This window comes from Thioclava sp. SK-1 (assembly GCF_001705665.1).
GTDB lineage: Bacteria > Pseudomonadota > Alphaproteobacteria > Rhodobacterales > Rhodobacteraceae > Thioclava.
In genome coordinates this window covers 322,208-339,019 of the sequence record NZ_MDHA01000044.1, presented here as the reverse complement: position 1 = coordinate 339,019, position 16,812 = coordinate 322,208, and the positions used below count along the sequence as shown (strand labels likewise).

At 55.7% G+C, this 16,812-nt stretch carries 16 protein-coding genes; 7 read left to right on the top strand and 9 right to left on the bottom strand.

Annotated elements, in window-relative coordinates; genetic code table 11:
* Nucleotides 1-15 precede the first annotated feature (15 nt).
* The 3 genes from BFP70_RS11540 (at nucleotide 16) to BFP70_RS11530 (ending at nucleotide 1,523) form a co-directional block, all read left to right on the top strand.
* Nucleotides 16-468, top strand: coding sequence for a phasin family protein (locus BFP70_RS11540; RefSeq protein ID WP_066011772.1), 453 nt, complete (start codon nucleotides 16-18; stop codon nucleotides 466-468).
* A 141-nt stretch (nucleotides 469-609) separates the two neighbouring features.
* Nucleotides 610-1,164 (top strand): polyhydroxyalkanoate synthesis repressor PhaR, encoded by a 555-nt coding sequence (gene phaR, locus BFP70_RS11535; RefSeq protein ID WP_066011703.1) that lies wholly within the window; start codon nucleotides 610-612, stop codon nucleotides 1,162-1,164.
* A 56-nt stretch (nucleotides 1,165-1,220) separates the two neighbouring features.
* Entirely contained in the window at nucleotides 1,221-1,523 is a 303-nt protein-coding gene (locus tag BFP70_RS11530) for a DUF1289 domain-containing protein (protein WP_369820202.1), read from the top strand.
* 92 nt (nucleotides 1,524-1,615) lie between these two features.
* Here the strand turns inward: BFP70_RS11530 and BFP70_RS11525 are convergent, their stop codons facing one another.
* From BFP70_RS11525 to BFP70_RS11510, 4 genes are all read right to left on the bottom strand, one after another.
* Nucleotides 1,616-2,086 (bottom strand): Dps family protein, encoded by a 471-nt coding sequence (locus BFP70_RS11525; RefSeq protein ID WP_066011701.1) that lies wholly within the window; start codon nucleotides 2,084-2,086, stop codon nucleotides 1,616-1,618.
* A 145-nt stretch (nucleotides 2,087-2,231) separates the two neighbouring features.
* Nucleotides 2,232-2,684, bottom strand: coding sequence for a hypothetical protein (locus BFP70_RS11520; RefSeq protein WP_066011700.1), 453 nt, complete (start codon nucleotides 2,682-2,684; stop codon nucleotides 2,232-2,234).
* Between the two features lie 207 nt (nucleotides 2,685-2,891).
* A complete protein-coding gene (locus tag BFP70_RS11515; protein ID WP_066011699.1) occupies nucleotides 2,892-5,183 on the bottom strand; it encodes an arginine/lysine/ornithine decarboxylase in 2,292 nt (763 codons plus the stop codon).
* 161 nt (nucleotides 5,184-5,344) lie between these two features.
* Nucleotides 5,345-6,706, bottom strand: a complete 1,362-nt coding sequence (locus BFP70_RS11510; protein ID WP_066011698.1) for an aminotransferase — start codon at nucleotides 6,704-6,706, stop codon at nucleotides 5,345-5,347.
* 143 nt (nucleotides 6,707-6,849) lie between these two features.
* On the opposite strand from BFP70_RS11510, the gene BFP70_RS11505 reads away from it, so the two are divergent.
* Nucleotides 6,850-7,794 carry a LysR family transcriptional regulator gene (locus BFP70_RS11505; protein ID WP_066011771.1) on the top strand — a complete coding sequence of 315 codons (945 nt, stop codon included), beginning with the start codon at nucleotides 6,850-6,852 and terminating at the stop codon, nucleotides 7,792-7,794.
* Nucleotides 7,795-7,862: 68 nt separating this feature from the next.
* Here BFP70_RS11505 and BFP70_RS11500 read toward each other — a convergent pair whose 3' ends face one another.
* Together BFP70_RS11500 and secG are read right to left on the bottom strand one after the other, a co-directional pair.
* Nucleotides 7,863-9,506, bottom strand: coding sequence for a CTP synthase (locus tag BFP70_RS11500; protein ID WP_066011697.1), 1,644 nt, complete (start codon nucleotides 9,504-9,506; stop codon nucleotides 7,863-7,865).
* A 217-nt stretch (nucleotides 9,507-9,723) separates the two neighbouring features.
* Nucleotides 9,724-10,086 carry a preprotein translocase subunit SecG gene (gene secG / locus BFP70_RS11495; protein ID WP_066011696.1) on the bottom strand — a complete coding sequence of 121 codons (363 nt, stop codon included), beginning with the start codon at nucleotides 10,084-10,086 and terminating at the stop codon, nucleotides 9,724-9,726.
* 312 nt (nucleotides 10,087-10,398) lie between these two features.
* On the opposite strand from secG, the gene BFP70_RS11485 reads away from it, so the two are divergent.
* The 3 genes from BFP70_RS11485 (at nucleotide 10,399) to BFP70_RS11475 (ending at nucleotide 12,812) form a co-directional block, all read left to right on the top strand.
* Nucleotides 10,399-11,694, top strand: coding sequence for an adenylosuccinate synthase (locus BFP70_RS11485; RefSeq protein ID WP_066011694.1), 1,296 nt, complete (start codon nucleotides 10,399-10,401; stop codon nucleotides 11,692-11,694).
* A gap of 4 nt (nucleotides 11,695-11,698) precedes the next feature.
* The gene (locus BFP70_RS11480; RefSeq protein WP_066011693.1) at nucleotides 11,699-11,941 is read left to right on the top strand and encodes a DUF2842 domain-containing protein; all 243 of its coding nucleotides are present in this window, start codon (nucleotides 11,699-11,701) and stop codon (nucleotides 11,939-11,941) included.
* 241 nt (nucleotides 11,942-12,182) lie between these two features.
* The gene (locus BFP70_RS11475; RefSeq protein WP_066011692.1) at nucleotides 12,183-12,812 is read left to right on the top strand and encodes an FMN-binding negative transcriptional regulator; all 630 of its coding nucleotides are present in this window, start codon (nucleotides 12,183-12,185) and stop codon (nucleotides 12,810-12,812) included.
* 90 nt (nucleotides 12,813-12,902) lie between these two features.
* Here the strand turns inward: BFP70_RS11475 and BFP70_RS11470 are convergent, their stop codons facing one another.
* From BFP70_RS11470 to BFP70_RS11460, 3 genes are all read right to left on the bottom strand, one after another.
* Nucleotides 12,903-13,904 (bottom strand): ABC transporter permease, encoded by a 1,002-nt coding sequence (locus BFP70_RS11470; RefSeq protein ID WP_083217473.1) that lies wholly within the window; start codon nucleotides 13,902-13,904, stop codon nucleotides 12,903-12,905.
* Nucleotides 13,905-13,926: 22 nt separating this feature from the next.
* Nucleotides 13,927-14,934: an ABC transporter permease gene (locus tag BFP70_RS11465; RefSeq protein ID WP_066011691.1), complete on the bottom strand. Its 1,008-nt coding sequence runs from the start codon at nucleotides 14,932-14,934 to the stop codon at nucleotides 13,927-13,929.
* Nucleotides 14,935-15,098: 164 nt separating this feature from the next.
* Nucleotides 15,099-16,802, bottom strand: coding sequence for a peptide ABC transporter substrate-binding protein (locus BFP70_RS11460; protein WP_066011690.1), 1,704 nt, complete (start codon nucleotides 16,800-16,802; stop codon nucleotides 15,099-15,101).
* Nucleotides 16,803-16,812 lie beyond the last annotated feature (10 nt).

Sequence of the window (16,812 nt, the reverse complement as noted above, 5' to 3'; positions counted from 1 at the left end):
ATTGGAGATATGACAATGGCTACCACGACCCCGGACTTCACAAAGATGATGCAAGACATGATGGCTTCGATGCCGATGGACACATCGAAGTTCCAGGAAGCCTTCAAATCGCAGGCTGCTTTCGGCGAGAAAATGTCGAAAGTCGCGTTGGACGCAGCAGAGAAATCCGCTGAAATCTCGTCCAAATGGACCAAAGAATCGATCTCGAAAATGGGTTCTTTGTCGACCACGAAAGACGAGCCGGCAGATTACGCCAAAGCGATGAGCGATTTCGCATCCTCCTCCGCTGAGCTGGCGTCGGAAAACATCTCTGCTTTCGCTGAAGTTGCAAAAAAAGTGCAGATGGAAACGGTTGAGCTGATGCTTGCCGCTGGTAAAGATTTTTCTGAAGATGCTACGGCTGCTGTCAAAAAAGCGACCACCGAAGCAACGACGGCTGCGAAAAAAGCGACCGCTGCCGCGAAGTAATCAGGTTCCTCCCGCAGTTTCAGCAACCTCCTCCCTGCTGGAACACGGACCTAGGGCGGGCTTCGGCCCGCCTTTCTTTTGTTGCTTTTAACGGGTTACAGCTTAATCATTGCTGCAATGCAAAATAAACGGGAGGTTCCTATGACGGACGCGCAGAAAACGCTTCTGATCAAGCGCTACGCCAGCCGCAGGCTCTATAACACCGAGACCAGCGACTATGTCACGCTTGAAGATATTGCCCGTTTTATTCGGTCGGGCCGTGAAGTAAAAATCGTCGACCTTAAGACAGGTGACGAGCTGACACGCCAGTATCTGCTTCAAATCATTGCAGAACATGAAAGTCGCGGCGAAAATATGCTGCCGGTTTCCGTTCTGACGGATTTGGTGCGTTCTTACACAACATCGGCGCAGGCCATGATGCCGCAGTTCTTGACCAATACATTTGAAATGCTGCGCCAGGGTCAGGAACAGATGATGGGGAACCTGAATCAGATGCCGAATCCCATGGCCAAAGTGCCGGGGTTTGACGCGCTGCATAAACAGCAGCAGGCCTTCTTAGAATCGATGATGTCAGGTTGGCCCAAGGGCGGCACCAGCCCGGCGGCCGACAGCAGCGACGCGGCCTCCGACAAAGAGGATCTGCAGGCGATCAAGAAGCAGCTTGCCGAACTGCAGTCGAAACTGTCGAAGTTGTAATCAGGCTTTGGGCGTATGTGACCTACATGCGCCCGGCCATGCCCTGGGCTGCGACGGTGATTGATCTTGCGGCTATCGCCGCTATATCTGGCCCGAACTGTCGAAAAGGGATTTCCATGTCAAAGGTTCCAACACCCTGCATCGGTGTGTGCAAGTTCCGCCGCCAAGGTCATTGCATTGGTTGTTCAATGACCAAAGAACAAAAGCAGATTTCAAAGAAATTGAAAAAGCCCAAGCTGCAAAAAGCCTATGTCGAGTTGATTATCGCCCAGCAAAAAATTATGGGACGGTATAGCCACTGGGTGCCAGCCTATCTGAAACGATGTGCCAAAAAAGGCGTAACACCACCAGATCTGTGATCGCACCACTAGGGCTGCACAAATTAGAGATCAAATATAAAACGGGCCGACACGTTGATGCGTGTCGGCCCGTTTTGTGTCGTTAGATCAGATTAGCCCAGATGTGAACGCAAGATCCAAGCGAATTTCTCGTGGATGCGGCCGCGTTCGATGCATAGGTCTTCGGTCAGGGTGTCGCCGTTATCGGCAGCGATATCGCCGGCGCCGTGCAATGTGGCTGCAACGATTTCTTGTGCTTTGACCAGCATTGCGATCATTTCACGATCCGTTGCGGGGCCTTCATGCTCTTCAACTTTGGAGCGTTCCAGCATGCTTTTCAGCGTGCCTTCTGCCATAACGTCGATGGCCCGAATACGCTCGGCCAGATCGTCTTGTGCAACGAAGTGATCTTCGTAAATGGTCTGGAACAGCTCGTGCAGGGGGCCGAAAGCCATCCCTTTGACGTTCCAATGGAAATTTTGCGCCAGCATGGTGGCAACAACGGTTTCCGCAACGGATTGCTGAAGTGCCTCAGCAATGGCTTCGCGTGCGGTGGGGGATAGGGATACTGCGGTTTGGGACATGGGTCCTGCCTTCCAATTGAATCACGGGACGTTGGCTGGCGTCTTGCTGGCTGTCCAAATTATATGGCACATCCAGAGTGCATTGCAACCCCTTGAAAAATATAGATTAATTCTGATTAAAAAAGTCAGGCAATTATGGATTTGATCAGTTGCGCTGATCTTGCAGCGACGACAATCGTGCGATCCCATTGAGAAGAAACGCGATATTGCGCCAGTGATGCCGTGTCACGCGGGAGCGAAGCAGAAATTCTGCTGACCCAAGGTCATCATCATGCAAACAATAGGCCAGACGAACCAACCATGCCTCGTCAAAACTGACATCTGGGGAACCGGGGCGATATAAAACCGCAGGCGCTGCCAGCGCCTGCGCCAACACACGCGCCAGGCCATCCGCCATTGTGGTGACGGAACGATCACGGTTTAACGACAGCATCGCACAGGCCCGGAAGGCATCAATATAGCGGGTAGAACGGACACGCAGGGCGGCGGCACGAATCTCATCCAGCAGCGCACGCTGCTCGGCGCGCAGCACAACAGGGCGATGTGCGGGCTGTTCATAGCGTTCAGATTGAGCAGCGGTGATCGCGATAGCGTGCATGGGCGGCCTCCATTGATTGCCCGAGTAATACAGTCAGATATTGATTCAAGCAAGATATTTTCTGATTGTTTCACTCGGGCTTCATGGCGTGCCGCAAATTCCAGGCGGGGTTTTGCCGCAATCCATGCGCGGCATCAGCCTTAGGAATATAAAAAACCCGCAGCGCCTTGCGACACTGCGGGGATAATCATGGCCACATCAGCGGCGTTATTCGGCGACGCAATCAGCGAAATAGCTGGGCGCGCCATCAGGGCCTTTTTCAACCACCAGGCCGTGAATATCGGTTTCAAACCCGGGGCATTCGCGCGCAAATTCGCGGTTAAATTTCAGGTAATCGACGATCTTCTTATTAAATACCTCTCCGGGGACCAGCAGCGGGATGCCGGGCGGGTAGGGGGTCACAAGGCTGGTGGTAATGCGGCCTTCCAGCTCATCCACCGGGACGCGCTGTGTCGTGCGCCGCGCGATGTGCGAGAACGCATCGGCCGGTGTCATCGCCGGTGTATGGTCGCTAAGATAGATGTCGGTCGACAAAATCGCGACATCATATTTTGCGTACATCTGATGCACATGTTGGCAAAGGTCGCGCAGGCCCATCTGTTCATAGCGTGGCTGCTTGGCGCAGAAATCAGGCATTGTGCGCCACAATGGCTGGTTCTTATCAAAGTCATCCTTGAACTGCTGCAACGCCGCCAATAGCGTGTTCCAACGGCCTTTGGTGATGCCAATCGTGAACATGATAAAGAAGCTGTACAGCCCGGTCTTTTCGACAACCACACCATGTTCGGCCAAGTATTTCGACACAATCGAGGCCGGAATCCCAGTTTCTTCAAACCGGCCATCAATATTCAAACCCGGTGTGATCAATGTGGCCTTGATCGGGTCCAACATGTTGAACCCCGGGGCCATATCGCCAAATCCATGCCAGGCATCTTCACCGTCAGATTGCTGCACGCCATCGGCGTCAGTGCGTTTCAGAACCCAGCCGGTGTTGCGCCCAATGCCTTCTTCTTCCAGCTCATCGGGGCCCCATACCTCAAACCACCAGTCATTTTCGCCATATTCTGCATCGACCTTGCGCATGGCGCGGCGGAAGTCCAACGCCTCATCAATGCTTTCTTCCACCAAGGCGGTGCCACCTGGCGGCTCCATCATTGCGGCGGCAACATCGCAAGATGCGATGATACTGTATTGCGGGCTGGTCGATGTGTGCATCAGATAGGCTTCGTTGAACAGATGGCGATCCAGCTTGGTCTCTTCGCTGTCTTGCACCAAGACATGGCTGGCCTGCGAAATCCCGGCCAACAGTTTATGGATAGATTGCGTCGCATAGGTCACCGAATGTTTGGTGCGCCCGCGCTTACGCCCCATCGCGTGATAGGTGCCATAAAACGGGTGGAAGGCCGCATGGGGCAGCCATGCTTCGTCAAAATGCAGGTTCTCAACATACCCATCCAGCGCGGTTTTAATCGTCTCGGTGTTATACAGCACGCCGTCATAGGTCGATTGGGTCAAGGTCATGACCCGCGGCTTGATCGTCTCGGCGTCATAGCCTGCCAAAAGCGGGTTTGCGCGGATCTTGGCCTTGATCGTTTCTACATCAAATTCGCTGCGCGGGATCGGGCCGATGATGCCGTAATGGTTGCGTGTGGGTTTCAAGAACACCGGAATCGCACCGGTCATGATAATTGAGTGTAGGATTGATTTGTGACAGTTGCGGTCTACGACCACCACATCACCGGGCGCAACCGTGTGATGCCAGACCATCTTATTACTGGTCGATGTGCCGTTTGTGACAAAAAAGCAGTGATCGGCATTGAAGATCCGCGCTGCATTTCGTTCAGATGCGCCAATGGCGCCATTGTGATCCAGCAGCTGGCCAAGCTCTTCTACCGCGTTGCACACATCCGCGCGCAGCATATTTTCGCCATAGAACTGGTGATACATCTGCCCAATCGGGCTTTTCAAAAACGCCACACCGCCGGAATGGCCCGGGCAATGCCAAGAGTAGGATCCATCTTCGGCATAATCCAGTAAGGCGCGGAAGAAGGGCGGCTGGATGCTTTCCAGATAGGATTTCGCCTCGCGGATGATATGGCGGGCAACGAATTCCGGCGTGTCCTCAAACATATGGATGAAACCGTGCAATTCGCGCAAAATATCATTGGGCAAGTGCCGCGATGTCTTGGTCTCCCCATAGATATAAATCGGAACTTCTTCGTTTTTCCAGCGCACCTCTTCGATGAAATTACGCAGGTTTACGACAGCGGGATCCAGATCGGGACCGGGGGTGAATTCCTCATCATCAATGGACAGCACAAAGGCGCTGGCGCGCGACTGCTGCTGGGCGAATTGTGAAAGATCACCGTAGCTTGTGGCGCCAAGCACCTCGAACCCTTCGTTTTCGATGGCCTGCGCCATCGCCCGAATACCAGAGCCGGAGGAATTTTCTGACCGGAAATCTTCGTCGATGATGACAATGGGAAAGCGAAACTTCATAGGGTTCTCCTACCGGGCAGACCGCGATTTCAGCGCGCGGCGTGCCGGGGCGATATAGGTGCAGATCTTGCGCCGTTTGTTTCTGCTTCGGATGCGCAGGTCAAGGCTTGCGCATCAACTGTCGGTAAAACGGGCGCGACAACCGCGCCCGTGATGGCAGGTCAGGCGACTTCGGCAAAGACCTTTTTCAAAGCGCGGTCCAGTTTTTCAAACATCTCATCCATTTGCGGTTCTGTCATAATGAACGGCGGGCATAGGACGACCGACTGCCCCAAAGGACGGCAGATCAGACCCATATCCGTGCACGTATTGGCGATCCGTTCTGACACGGACAGATGCCCGTCGAACGGGGTTTTGGTGGCACGGTCTTTCACCGCTTCCAGGGCCCACATATAGCCCACGCCGCGCAGTTCCCCGATATTTGCGGATGTCGCGATTTCCGCCAGCCCGGCTTCCATACGCCCCGACAGGCGGTTGACGTTATCGGCCAGCCCTTCGTTCATCACTACATCTATCGCCTTTAGCGCGATGGCGCAGCCAACCGGATGGCCCGATGCGGTAAATCCATGCGGGAATTCCTCAATTGCTTCAATCGCGTCTTGCAGGCGTTGGGCCAAAGTGCCGCCGATGATCACCGCGCCCATCGGGAAATACCCCGCTGTCAGCGCTTTGGATGAGATAATCGCATCAGGCATGAAATCATAGGTTTGCGCGCCCCAGGTTGACCCGGTCCGGCCAAAGCCACAGATGACCTCATCCGAGATCAGCGGAACGTCATATTTTGCCAGAACCTTGGAAATAGCCTGGAAATAGCCTTTGGGCGGGGGCACGACGCCACCTGCGCCGATCACCGGCTCTGCGAAGAACCCTGCGATTGTGTCCGCGCCTTCCTTGATGATGGTTGCTTCCAACTCGGCGGCCAGCCGGGCGGTGAACTGTTCTTCGGTCTCCCCCTCTTGGCCAAAGCGCCAGTAATGCGGCGAACCAACATGGATGAACCCCGGCAACGGCAGCCCAAAGACCGAGTTATAGGGCTTGCCCGTCATTGATGCCGACACCGCCGTCACCCCGTGATAGCTATTCCACCGAGTCAAAATCTTGCGCTTTTGTGGCTTGCCTTCGGCGGCGTGCAAGAACCACAACATTTTAACCATCGTGTCATTCGCCTCTGATCCAGAGTTGGTGTAGAACACCCGCCCGGTATCAAATGGCGACACTTCGATCAGCTTTTCACTTAGCAAGACAGTCTGATCCGACATCCGCCCGAAAAAGCTGTGATAGCCGGGGAATTTATCAAACTGGGCTTTGGCGGCCTGCGTCAACCCTGCGTGATCGAACCCGGCGACCATGTTCCACAGGCCGGAATTGGCATCCAGATATTTGCGGCCGTTGGTGTCGAAAATATACGGGCCTTCCCCATGGGTCACCACAACCGTGCCACGGTCATGAACCGAGGGCAAATCGGTGAACCCATAAAGGGAGAATTCTTCTGCTCTGGCTTCCCAGCTTTGTGTCACCGACATCGTCGACTCCTTGGTCAGATTTGGAATGCAGGCTAGCGTTGGCGCGGGCCGCGTCAATGGGTGTCATTGATCCAATTGCACGGGATTCGGTTGCCAATCCCTGTTGCGATACCGCAGTCTGCGCGCGAACCGAAGGGGGAAATATGGCAACCCAACGAGAACGTGTCAGCCTATGGGCGGTAGAGGTGCTGGTCGCTGTGGCTGAAGAAGGCGCGATCACTGCGGTGGCGCGCCGTTTGGGTGTATCCGCCTCCGCCGTCAGTCAGCAACTTGTTGCGCTAGAGGCAGCTTTGGGCGCTGATCTGGTGGACCGCTCCGCCCGGCCGATGAAATTGACAGCAGCGGGAACTGCGTTCTTGCCACATGCGGGGGCGATGTTGGATGCCTTGGCACAGGGGCGCGGGGATATTGCCGGTGCCGATCACCGAAGCCTGCGTCATTTCCGCCTTGGTATGATCGAAGATTTTGAGCATGCCGTGACCCCGCAGCTGCTAAGGGATATGGCGCAAACGCTGACCTCATGCAGGTTTGAATTGGAAACCGGCCCCAGCCACCGACTGCTTAGCAAACTGGAGGCCCGCGCATTGGATGTGGTGGTGGCCGCAGCGCCGCATGCGCCCGCAGCCGATGGGTTGCAGGCCTATTCAGTCCTGCAAGAACCTTTTCTAGAGGTCTGGCCAGATAACCGTATGGATGCGGATCTGCCGCTTATTCGGTACAGTCAGCGGACATTGATGGGCCGGGTGATCGCACAATATCTGGCACAACACAGCCTTACGCCACCGTCGCGCTATGAAATGGACAGCTATCCGGCGATTTTGTCACTGGTGGCGGCAGGGCAGGGATGGACGATCTTGACCCCGTCCGCCCTGCATCACGGCGCGCGCAGCGGTCTTACCTTGCGCCCGATGCGCAGGCCCGGTCTGACCCGCGAGATTTCGGTGTTTGCACGCGCAGGGATGATGGCCGATTTGGCACAGATGGTCGCGCGGCATTTGCAAACCTCCCTTATGGCGCAGATTGTCAGCCCTGCCATTGCGCAAAACCCTTGGCTGCACGGCCATTTGCGTGTGCCGCAAGATCTTTGACCCTCTCCGCGACATAACACCGGGGGCACAAGGCCCCCGATGTCCATATCATCGCAATCCGCATGGTCTTAGACTAATCGGTTTTGCTCTTTGGCAGCTTTGATAAAGCCTGCAAACAGCGGATGCGGCGCGAAAGGTTTTGATTTCAGCTCAGGGTGGAACTGCACACCGATGAACCACGGGTGGTCTTTGTGTTCTACAATCTCGGGCAGGCGACCATCAGGCGACATGCCGGAAAAGACCATGCCACACTCTTCCAGCTTTTCGCGGTATCGTGCGTCAACCTCATAGCGATGGCGGTGGCGCTCCTCGATTTCGGTGGTGCCATATTGCGCGGCCACATTTGACCCCGGCGTCAAAGCCGCAGAATAGGCGCCCAAACGCATGGTGCCGCCCTTATCGTCGGTCACTTTACGTTCCACCCGATGATTGCCCTGCACCCATTCTTTCAGGTGATAGACGACAGGTTCAAACCGCTCTGCGCCGGCTTCATGGTTGAATTCTTCCGAACCCGCATCTTCAATCCCGGCCAGATTGCGCGCAGCTTCAATGACCGCCATCTGCATGCCAAGACAAATGCCCATATAGGGGATCTTCTTCTCGCGCGCGAATTGTGCGGCGCGGATCTTGCCTTCGGTTCCGCGTTCACCAAAGCCACCGGGCACCAGGATCGCATCATAATCTTCCAGATAGGCCGCCGGATCTTCACGGTCGAACACTTCGGCATCGATCCACTCGGCTTTCACTTTCACGCGGTTGGCCATACCCCCATGTGTCAGCGCCTCGGCAATGGATTTATACGCGTCTTCCAGCTGCACATATTTACCAACGATCGCCACACGCACAACACCTTCGGCGTTGTTCAGACGATCCATCACGTCTTCCCAGCGGCTCATCTCGGGTTTGGGCGCAGGCGATATACCAAACGCATCCAAAACGGCCTGATCCAAACCCACCCGGTGATAGGCCAAGGGCGCTTCATAAATCGATTTTAGATCATAGGCCGGAATTACCGCCTCTGGTCGCACGTTACAAAACAGGCCAATCTTGGCGCGTTCTTTTTCCGGGATCGGGTGTTCTGAACGGCAGACCAAAACATCAGGCTGCAACCCGATAGAGCGCAGCTCTTTGACCGAGTGCTGCGTTGGTTTTGTTTTCAGCTCCCCACTGGCCGCCAAATAGGGCAGCAATGTCAGATGCATGAAAATACATTGGCCGCGCGGACGATCTTGGCTGAACTGACGGATCGCTTCGAAGAACGGCAAACCCTCAATATCGCCTACCGTGCCGCCAATTTCACACAACATGAAATCAACCTCGTCATCCCCGATAGAGATAAAGTCTTTGATTTCATTCGTCACATGGGGAATCACCTGAATGGTCTTGCCCAGATATTCGCCGCGGCGCTCTTTCTCCAGAACATTGGTGTAGATGCGTCCAGATGAAATCGAATCTGTCTTGCGCGCGGACACCCCGGTGAACCGCTCGTAATGCCCCAGATCCAGATCCGTTTCGGCGCCGTCATCGGTCACAAAAACTTCGCCATGTTCAAATGGCGACATCGTGCCGGGATCAACGTTTAAATAGGGATCAAGCTTGCGCAGCCGAACGGAAAAACCGCGCGCCTGAAGCAAAGCCCCCAGTGCCGCCGATGCCAAGCCTTTGCCGAGCGAAGAAACCACACCGCCGGTGATGAAGACGTAACGTGCCATGGAAGCCCCCGTGAGTGTCTGTCACTGCCACCTTGTTTCAAGGCAGCACAAAAGAAAAAGGCCCGACACGATTGCACCGGGCTCACGGGATTTAATGCTTACATGATTCGCAGCCCGCCCGCAATCGGACCGCAAGCAGTAGAGTTAAAGCGCCCGCTCAACGCGATACTTTGCGGTGGGCGCTTTGAAAATACGGTCCAGACAGGCCGCCTTAGGATTACTCCGCAGCAGGGGGTGTAATCGGCGCGTTTGTGCTTGCAGGGGGCGGTGTCAGGTCAACAGAGGGCAGCGCAGGTGCGGACCCATCTGTTGCAGGCATCAGATCCACAACAGAACCGTTTTGCGCATCGCGCGCAGCCAAAACCGTCAAGGTGATCGAGGTCGCAAGGAACCCGGCTGCAAGGATCCAGGTCAGCTTCGACAGCGCATTCGCCGCCTGACGCCCGGTCATGACACCATTGCCTGCCCCACCACCTGAATCGCCCATCCCAAGGCCGCCGCCTTCGGACCGCTGCAGCAGCACCACGCCAATCATCAACAACGCAAGGATCAGGTGGATGGAAAGAACGACAGTTTGCATGCGGACAAGGCCTTCTGTATCGGATGACGCGCCTATCTAGGCGGATGTATCCTCTCGTGCAAGCCCCCGATTGCCCGTCTTGCGCCCGCATGGGCCAAAACATCCATTTTTCTGCGCAGCTTTCAGCTTGCTATATATATCCCGGGGGAATTGGCCGCAGGCCAAGGGGGCAGAGCCCCATGCGGATCCCGCTGATACATCGCGACGCGCTGCAATTGGGCTTTTGTCATGAAACATCCATAAAAACAGGTTTCGCATTCGGCCCAGCTTCGCTATACCGCGCAAGGTTTTCTTAGCCTTCAGGAGTATATCATGGCCAATGTCGTCGTCGTCGGTGCCCAATGGGGTGACGAGGGGAAGGGCAAGATTGTAGACTGGCTCTCAGAACGTGCCGATGTCATCGCGCGCTTTCAAGGTGGTCACAATGCCGGCCACACGTTGGTGATTGACGGCAAAGTCTACAAGCTGAACGCGCTACCTTCGGGGGTTGTGCGCGGCGGTAAGCTTAGCGTGATCGGCAACGGTGTCGTCTTGGATCCGTGGCATCTGCTGGGTGAAATTGATAAGATCCGTGAACAGGGCGTCGAAATTTCGCCCGAAACGCTGATGATTGCGGAAAACACACCGCTGATCTTGCCATTCCACGGCGAGCTGGACCGCGCGCGCGAAGGCGTGGCCACCGCGGGTACAAAGATTGGTACCACAGGTCGCGGCATTGGCCCTGCCTATGAAGATAAGGTGGGGCGCCGCGTCATCCGCGTCGCAGATCTGGCCGATCCTACAACGCTTGCCGCGCGTGTGGACCGCGCGTTGGTGCATCACGACGCGCTGCGCCGCGGTCTGGGCCTGGAGCCGATCGACCGCGATGCAATCTTGGCACAGCTGAATGAGGTTGCGCCGGAAATCCTGAAATATGCAGCTCCCGTCTGGAAAGTTCTGACAGAGCAGCGCAAGGCCGGCAAACGCATCTTGTTTGAAGGCGCGCAAGGCTCGCTGCTTGATATTGATTTCGGCACCTATCCTTTCGTCACTTCCTCTAATGTGATCGCCGGGCAGGCTGCGACGGGTGTGGGCATCGGTCCGGGCTCAATCGATTATGTCCTTGGTATTGTCAAAGCCTATACCACACGGGTCGGCGAAGGCCCGTTCCCGACAGAGCTGGACGATGAAGACGGCAACCGGTTGGGCACGCGCGGCCACGAATTTGGCACCGTCACCGGGCGCAAACGTCGCTGCGGTTGGTTCGATGCCGCGCTGGTGCGCCAGACCTGCGCCGTGTCGGGCGTCAACGGTATTTCCTTGACCAAACTTGATGTATTGGACGGTTTCAAGACGATCAAGATCTGCATCGGCTATGAGCTGGACGGTGAACGACTTGACTATCTTCCGACGGCTTCGGATCAGCAGGCGCGTTGCAAGCCGATCTATGAAGAGGTCGAAGGCTGGTCGGAATCGACCGAAGGCGCACGCTCATGGAATGACCTGCCCGGCGCGGCGGTGAAATATGTCCGTCGCATCGAAGAGCTGATCGATTGCCCGGTGGCCATGCTGTCCACCAGCCCAGAGCGTGACGACACGATTCTTGTCACCGACCCGTTCGAGGATTGATACCATGGCGCTCAGCTATAAGGCGCGGCGGATGTGGTCCATTGTCGCATTGCTGATCGGTCTGCCGATCTACATTGCGGTGGCGGTCACTGTCACCAATCTTGCCGAAGGCTATTTCGGTCGATTGCCGATCCTGATTGAGCTGGTCGTCTATGTAGTTTTGGGTGTTGCTTGGATCATTCCGCTGAAACCCGTGTTTTCCGGGATAGGGAAACCCGACCCGGACGCACCGCCATCCGATAAATAAAGCAGCCTGTGCCGGAATGCGTGCGGGGCATTTTTTGGCGCGGCATCTGCACCTACCTGATTCATAAGACGGGCCGGCACAACAATAAGTGCCGGCCCGTCTTATGTGATCTGTAATTCCGCTATCGGGCCGACGCCCAAGTGTTGCGCTCAGGTGATAAATACCTGAATGTCGCAAGAGCGCGCGGCAGGCATCATACCCCGCCGTGTTTACGGCCATGCGAACTGTTGGAGCCAGCCTCATGTATCGTCCACCGGCCTTTGCAGAAACCCGCCGCGAAGTGTTGCATCATGCGATCGCGCAGATTCGACTGGCAGCGTTGGTCACGCCACATGACGGCGGAATTGACGTTTCGCATGTGCCAATGCTGCTGCGCGATACGGGGAAGGCCGTCACCTTAGAAACTCATGTCGCGCGCGGTAATCCCCATTGGCGAAGGCTTGCACAGGACCGTCCGTCGGTCGCGATTTTTCAAGGACCCCAGGCTTATATATCTCCGTCGTTCTATCCGACGAAGGCGGAAACGGGAAAGGTTGTGCCAACTTGGACCTATATTGCGGTGCATGCCCATGGCCAGCTTCGCGCGGTTCAAGATCGCAGCTGGTTGGCGCAGCATTTGCACGACCTGACGCAAGCGTCAGAGGCGAATATGCCGCAACCATGGTCTGTTGACGACGCCCCGCGGGAGTATCTGAACAGCCTTGAACGCGGAATTGTGGGATTGCAATTTTCCGTGGATCGGTTGGAGGGCGCGTGGAAGATCAATCAACATAAATCCGAAGCGGATCGGCGTGGCACTGCCGATGGGCTTGCGGCCTCAGGCGCGCAAGGGGCTGCTTTGGCAGCCGTTTTGGCCCAGACATTTGAATAATCTGCGTCGAAAGGGGCCGGCGGATTAAGGGGGCGCTCCAATGCGCGCGTCCCCCCGCAGTGTCATTTGCAATCTGTTGTAGCACTGTGGTCACCGGCCCCGAATGCGCGGGTCCAGAGCATCGCGCAACCCATCTCCAATATAGTTGACCGACAACACCGTAAGCGAAATCGCGATACCGGGTAAAATTACCCGTGCAGGATACAGTTGCATCTGATCGACTGCATCAAACAGCAATCTGCCCCAAGTTGGAAAATCCGGTGGGAATCCCAACCCCAAAAACGATAACGAGCTTTCGGTGATGACAGCGGTGGCGATGCCCAAGGTCGCAGAGACCATGATCGGACTAAGGGCATTTGGCAAAACATGGCGCAGGATCATCCGCCGTGGCGGGGTACCAATGGATTTCGCCGCAAGGACAAATTCACGCTCTTTCAGCACAAGCACATCGCCGCGCACGATCCGTGCCGTTTGCATCCAAGATGTCGCCCCGATCGCGGTGACAATCAGAATGAATATGCCGGTTTCAGGGCCAAACGCCTTGGATAGGGGCTCACGAAACAACGTGACCATCAGCAACAATAGGGGCAGTAGGGGCAGCGCTAGGAACAAATCGGTCAGGCGCATCAGCGGGCCGTCAAGCCGTTTGAAATACCCCGACAATACGCCGATGGCCGTGCCTAAAAACAACGAAAGCAACATCGCGGTCATCCCGACGGCAATGGTGATCTGGCCCCCGGCCAGGATACGCGCCAGCAGATCGCGGCCCAATTGGTCGGTGCCAAAGGGATGTGCTGCCGATGGTCCTTTGTTGCGCGCCAACAGATCAACATAGCTGGGGGCAGTTTTCCACACCAACGGCCCCAAGAAAATGCCAACAAGAATGATCACGAAGATCGACAGGCCAAATAACGCACCTTTATGCGTTTTGAATTGATCCCAAACATCCCACCACTGAGAGCGCGGCGCGCGGCTTGTCGCCGTGATCTGAACCGGGTGCGGAGGGGCAGGTGGCGCTGCGGCGGGTGCTGCAGCAGGCTGTGCGGCCTCAGGTTGAGGGGCTTCACCGCGCTGCGCCTTGGCGGCATCCATTTTGGCCATCGCTTTTTCAAGTTTAATCATAGCGGATCCGTGGGTCGAGAATGCCGTACAGTAGATCGGCAACCAGATTGAAAAGAACGATAAGGATGGCAAAGATGAACGTCAGCGTCATGACCATTGGCAGGTCATTGGCATAGATCGATAAGATCAATTGCTGGCCCAGGCCGTTTACCTTGAACACCTGCTCGGTGATGATCGCGCCGCCGAAAATCGTGGGAACACCCAGGGCGATAACAGTGATCACAGGGATCATGGAATTGCGCAGCACATGGATCAACACGACGACATTTTCGGTTAGCCCTTTGGCGCGTGCCGTGCGCACATAATCTTGTCCCAGGTTGTCAAGCATCGAGGCCCGCATGAACCGCGAGATTTGCGCAGCATTATACAGGGCCAATACCGTGACGGGCATAACCATCTGCCGGATTTGTTGCCAAAAGCTTGACCAATCGGTGACCTCTAACATTGTGTCATAGACCGAAGGAAACCATTGCAGCTTTACCGCGAAAACGATGATCAATACCACGCCAGTAAAGAACGTGGGAACCGAAAACCCCAGCATGGCGATGAATGTGCCGATATTGTCGAACCAGCTATACTGCTTATAGGCGGAAATGATCCCGATCGGCAGTGCAATCAATACGCCAACGATATAGGCCAGCCCCACAACCATCAATGTTTGTGGCATCCGCTCGGCAATGATGGCCATCACGGGTTGGCGCGATTGAAATGAAATAACGCGCTGCATACCGTCGCCAAAATGCGTGCCAAAGGTATAATCCCACAGGTGAACCGGCTCGACCCAGAAAAACTGTTTTAACCACAAAAGATAGCGTACCCACCAGGCCGAATTCAGACCAAGTGCTTCGCGCATCTTGGCTTTGACCTCCGGCGGGACGGTTAAAGGAACATCACCCAATGGATCGCCGGGCGCGGCCTCTAAAAGTAAGAATATGATCAGGGAAATGATCAAAAGCGTGGGGATCGCAATCAGCAATCGTCGCAAAGTATAGGTGAACATCGGCGGCTGATACTTTCTGGCTGTCCGCATTTTAGCAGGGCGGTCCGGTATGACCGGGGGGTGGCGGTGGCGGGGGCCGGGCCAAAGGCCCGGCCCCCGCCACCGCCCGGGTTCGATCCCCTAAAGGGGGATCGAACACCGCGAAGCGGCAAATGAGCGGAAAATTATTCAGCCCGATACCAGTCTGACGCGTTCCAAAGCTCTGAATCCCAAGTGTTGAGCACCACCCCACCCAGTGTATTGGATTTCGCCGAAACACGACCACGATCGACCAAAGGCACGATGGTCATTGTGTCTTTGGTCAGCATGTCATTCATGGCTTTCGCAAGGGTCGCGCGTTCCGTCAGCTCTCCGGTCAGGCCCAGCTCTTTGACCTTTTCATCATAGGCTTCATCACAGAAACGGTTGATGTTTTCGCCTTGCCATTGCGTTGCCGGACGTGGCGCTTTTGAACATGTATATTGTGCCAGGTAGGGCTCTGGATCCGTGCCGTCGAAATTGTTGGCATACATCTCCACATCGGCATAAAATTTCTGGAACGTATCGGGCGAGCCTGCATCGCCACCAAAGAAGACCGAGCCATCAACGTTTTTCAATTCGGTCTCGACACCCAGCTCGGACCACCATTGTTTGATGATCGATTGAAAATCTTGGCGCACGGCATTGGTGGAGCTTTGGAACAGCAAGCTTAGCGCTTTGCCATCTTTGTCACGAATGCCATCGCCATCCGTATCAGTCCAGCCTGCGTCATCCAGCAAGGCCTTCGCGCCGGCCATATCCTGTGTCAGACATTCGGTGTTGTCAGAGGCAAACATTGCCGGGGCCGGCACCAGATTACAGGTCGCGCGCCCTGCCTGACCATAGCCGATTTCCGTTAAAATGTTGCGATCAATCGCCATCGATAACGCACGTCGGACGCGTTCATCCGACAAGATCGGATGTGGATGAGCCGCAGTCGAGCGCTCGCCCTCCGGCAGATCGGAGGATGGATCTGTCATATTCATTTCCAGCCGCTCGACCAATGTGCCAAAACCTACCACCAGTTCGCCTTTGCCTTTGGCTTCCATCGCAGCCAAAACATCGGGGGCAAGCTGCAAATTCCACGCATAGTCGAATTCGCCTGTTTCCAGAACGGCACGCCCTGCCGCAGCCGCATCGCCCCCACCTTTCAGTACCAATGTTGAAAACGCAGGTTTAGCCGCATCGCGATATTCTGGATTTGCCTCCATTGTGATCACGTCATTGGTACGGAATTCGGTGACGCGGAACGGCCCTGTGCCGATCGGGTTGAAATTTTCCGCGGTGCAGCTGGAGGCGGCAGCGCCCAGGCATTTCTCAAACTGTGCTTTTTGCAAAACCGGCGAGGTGGCGCCGGTGAAGGCTGTAAACGGGTTCGGGCGTGGCGCATCATAGGTGATCTTGACGGTCAGATCATCCAAGGCTTCAACTGATTGAATGCCCTCATATCGTGCCAGATAGGCGCAGCCGCCCTCTGGGTGCATACAATATTGCGCGGTAAACGCCGCATCTTCGGCGGTCAATGGCGTGCCATCGGACCATTTCAACCCCGGCGTGATATGCCAGGTGATCGATGTCAGATCCTGCGCGATGCCACCGTTTTCCAGGCTCGGGATTTCCGTCACAAGACGGGGGATGATTTCACCTTTTTCGTTGAAACCAGCCAGTGGTTCCAACACCAAAGACGAGGCTTCAACATCCTTCGTCCCGGCTGACAAATATGGGTTCATGGTGGACGGGGCTTGCCAATAGATCACATTGACCTGACCGTCAGCGCCGCGTTCGGCAAATGCCGCTGGGGCAATCCCAATGGCCGCGACTGCGCCCAGCAAAGCGGTGATATGTTTCATTCTGTCCTCT

What these genes read in the sequence shown, in the direction of transcription:
- BFP70_RS11540 (WP_066011772.1), top strand. Translation starts at nt 16, where the DNA reads ATGGCTACCACGACCCCGGACTTCACAAAGATGATGCAAGACATGATG.
- phaR (WP_066011703.1), top strand. Translation starts at nt 610, where the DNA reads ATGACGGACGCGCAGAAAACGCTTCTGATCAAGCGCTACGCCAGCCGC.
- BFP70_RS11525 (WP_066011701.1), bottom strand. Translation starts at nt 2,086, where the DNA reads ATGTCCCAAACCGCAGTATCCCTATCCCCCACCGCACGCGAAGCCATT.
- BFP70_RS11520 (WP_066011700.1), bottom strand. Translation starts at nt 2,684, where the DNA reads ATGCACGCTATCGCGATCACCGCTGCTCAATCTGAACGCTATGAACAG.
- BFP70_RS11515 (WP_066011699.1), bottom strand. Translation starts at nt 5,183, where the DNA reads ATGAAGTTTCGCTTTCCCATTGTCATCATCGACGAAGATTTCCGGTCA.
- BFP70_RS11510 (WP_066011698.1), bottom strand. Translation starts at nt 6,706, where the DNA reads ATGTCGGTGACACAAAGCTGGGAAGCCAGAGCAGAAGAATTCTCCCTT.
- BFP70_RS11505 (WP_066011771.1), top strand. Translation starts at nt 6,850, where the DNA reads ATGGCAACCCAACGAGAACGTGTCAGCCTATGGGCGGTAGAGGTGCTG.
- BFP70_RS11500 (WP_066011697.1), bottom strand. Translation starts at nt 9,506, where the DNA reads ATGGCACGTTACGTCTTCATCACCGGCGGTGTGGTTTCTTCGCTCGGC.
- secG (WP_066011696.1), bottom strand. Translation starts at nt 10,086, where the DNA reads ATGCAAACTGTCGTTCTTTCCATCCACCTGATCCTTGCGTTGTTGATG.
- BFP70_RS11485 (WP_066011694.1), top strand. Translation starts at nt 10,399, where the DNA reads ATGGCCAATGTCGTCGTCGTCGGTGCCCAATGGGGTGACGAGGGGAAG.
- BFP70_RS11480 (WP_066011693.1), top strand. Translation starts at nt 11,699, where the DNA reads ATGGCGCTCAGCTATAAGGCGCGGCGGATGTGGTCCATTGTCGCATTG.
- BFP70_RS11475 (WP_066011692.1), top strand. Translation starts at nt 12,183, where the DNA reads ATGTATCGTCCACCGGCCTTTGCAGAAACCCGCCGCGAAGTGTTGCAT.
- BFP70_RS11470 (WP_083217473.1), bottom strand. Translation starts at nt 13,904, where the DNA reads ATGGATGCCGCCAAGGCGCAGCGCGGTGAAGCCCCTCAACCTGAGGCC.
- BFP70_RS11465 (WP_066011691.1), bottom strand. Translation starts at nt 14,934, where the DNA reads ATGTTCACCTATACTTTGCGACGATTGCTGATTGCGATCCCCACGCTT.
- BFP70_RS11460 (WP_066011690.1), bottom strand. Translation starts at nt 16,802, where the DNA reads ATGAAACATATCACCGCTTTGCTGGGCGCAGTCGCGGCCATTGGGATT.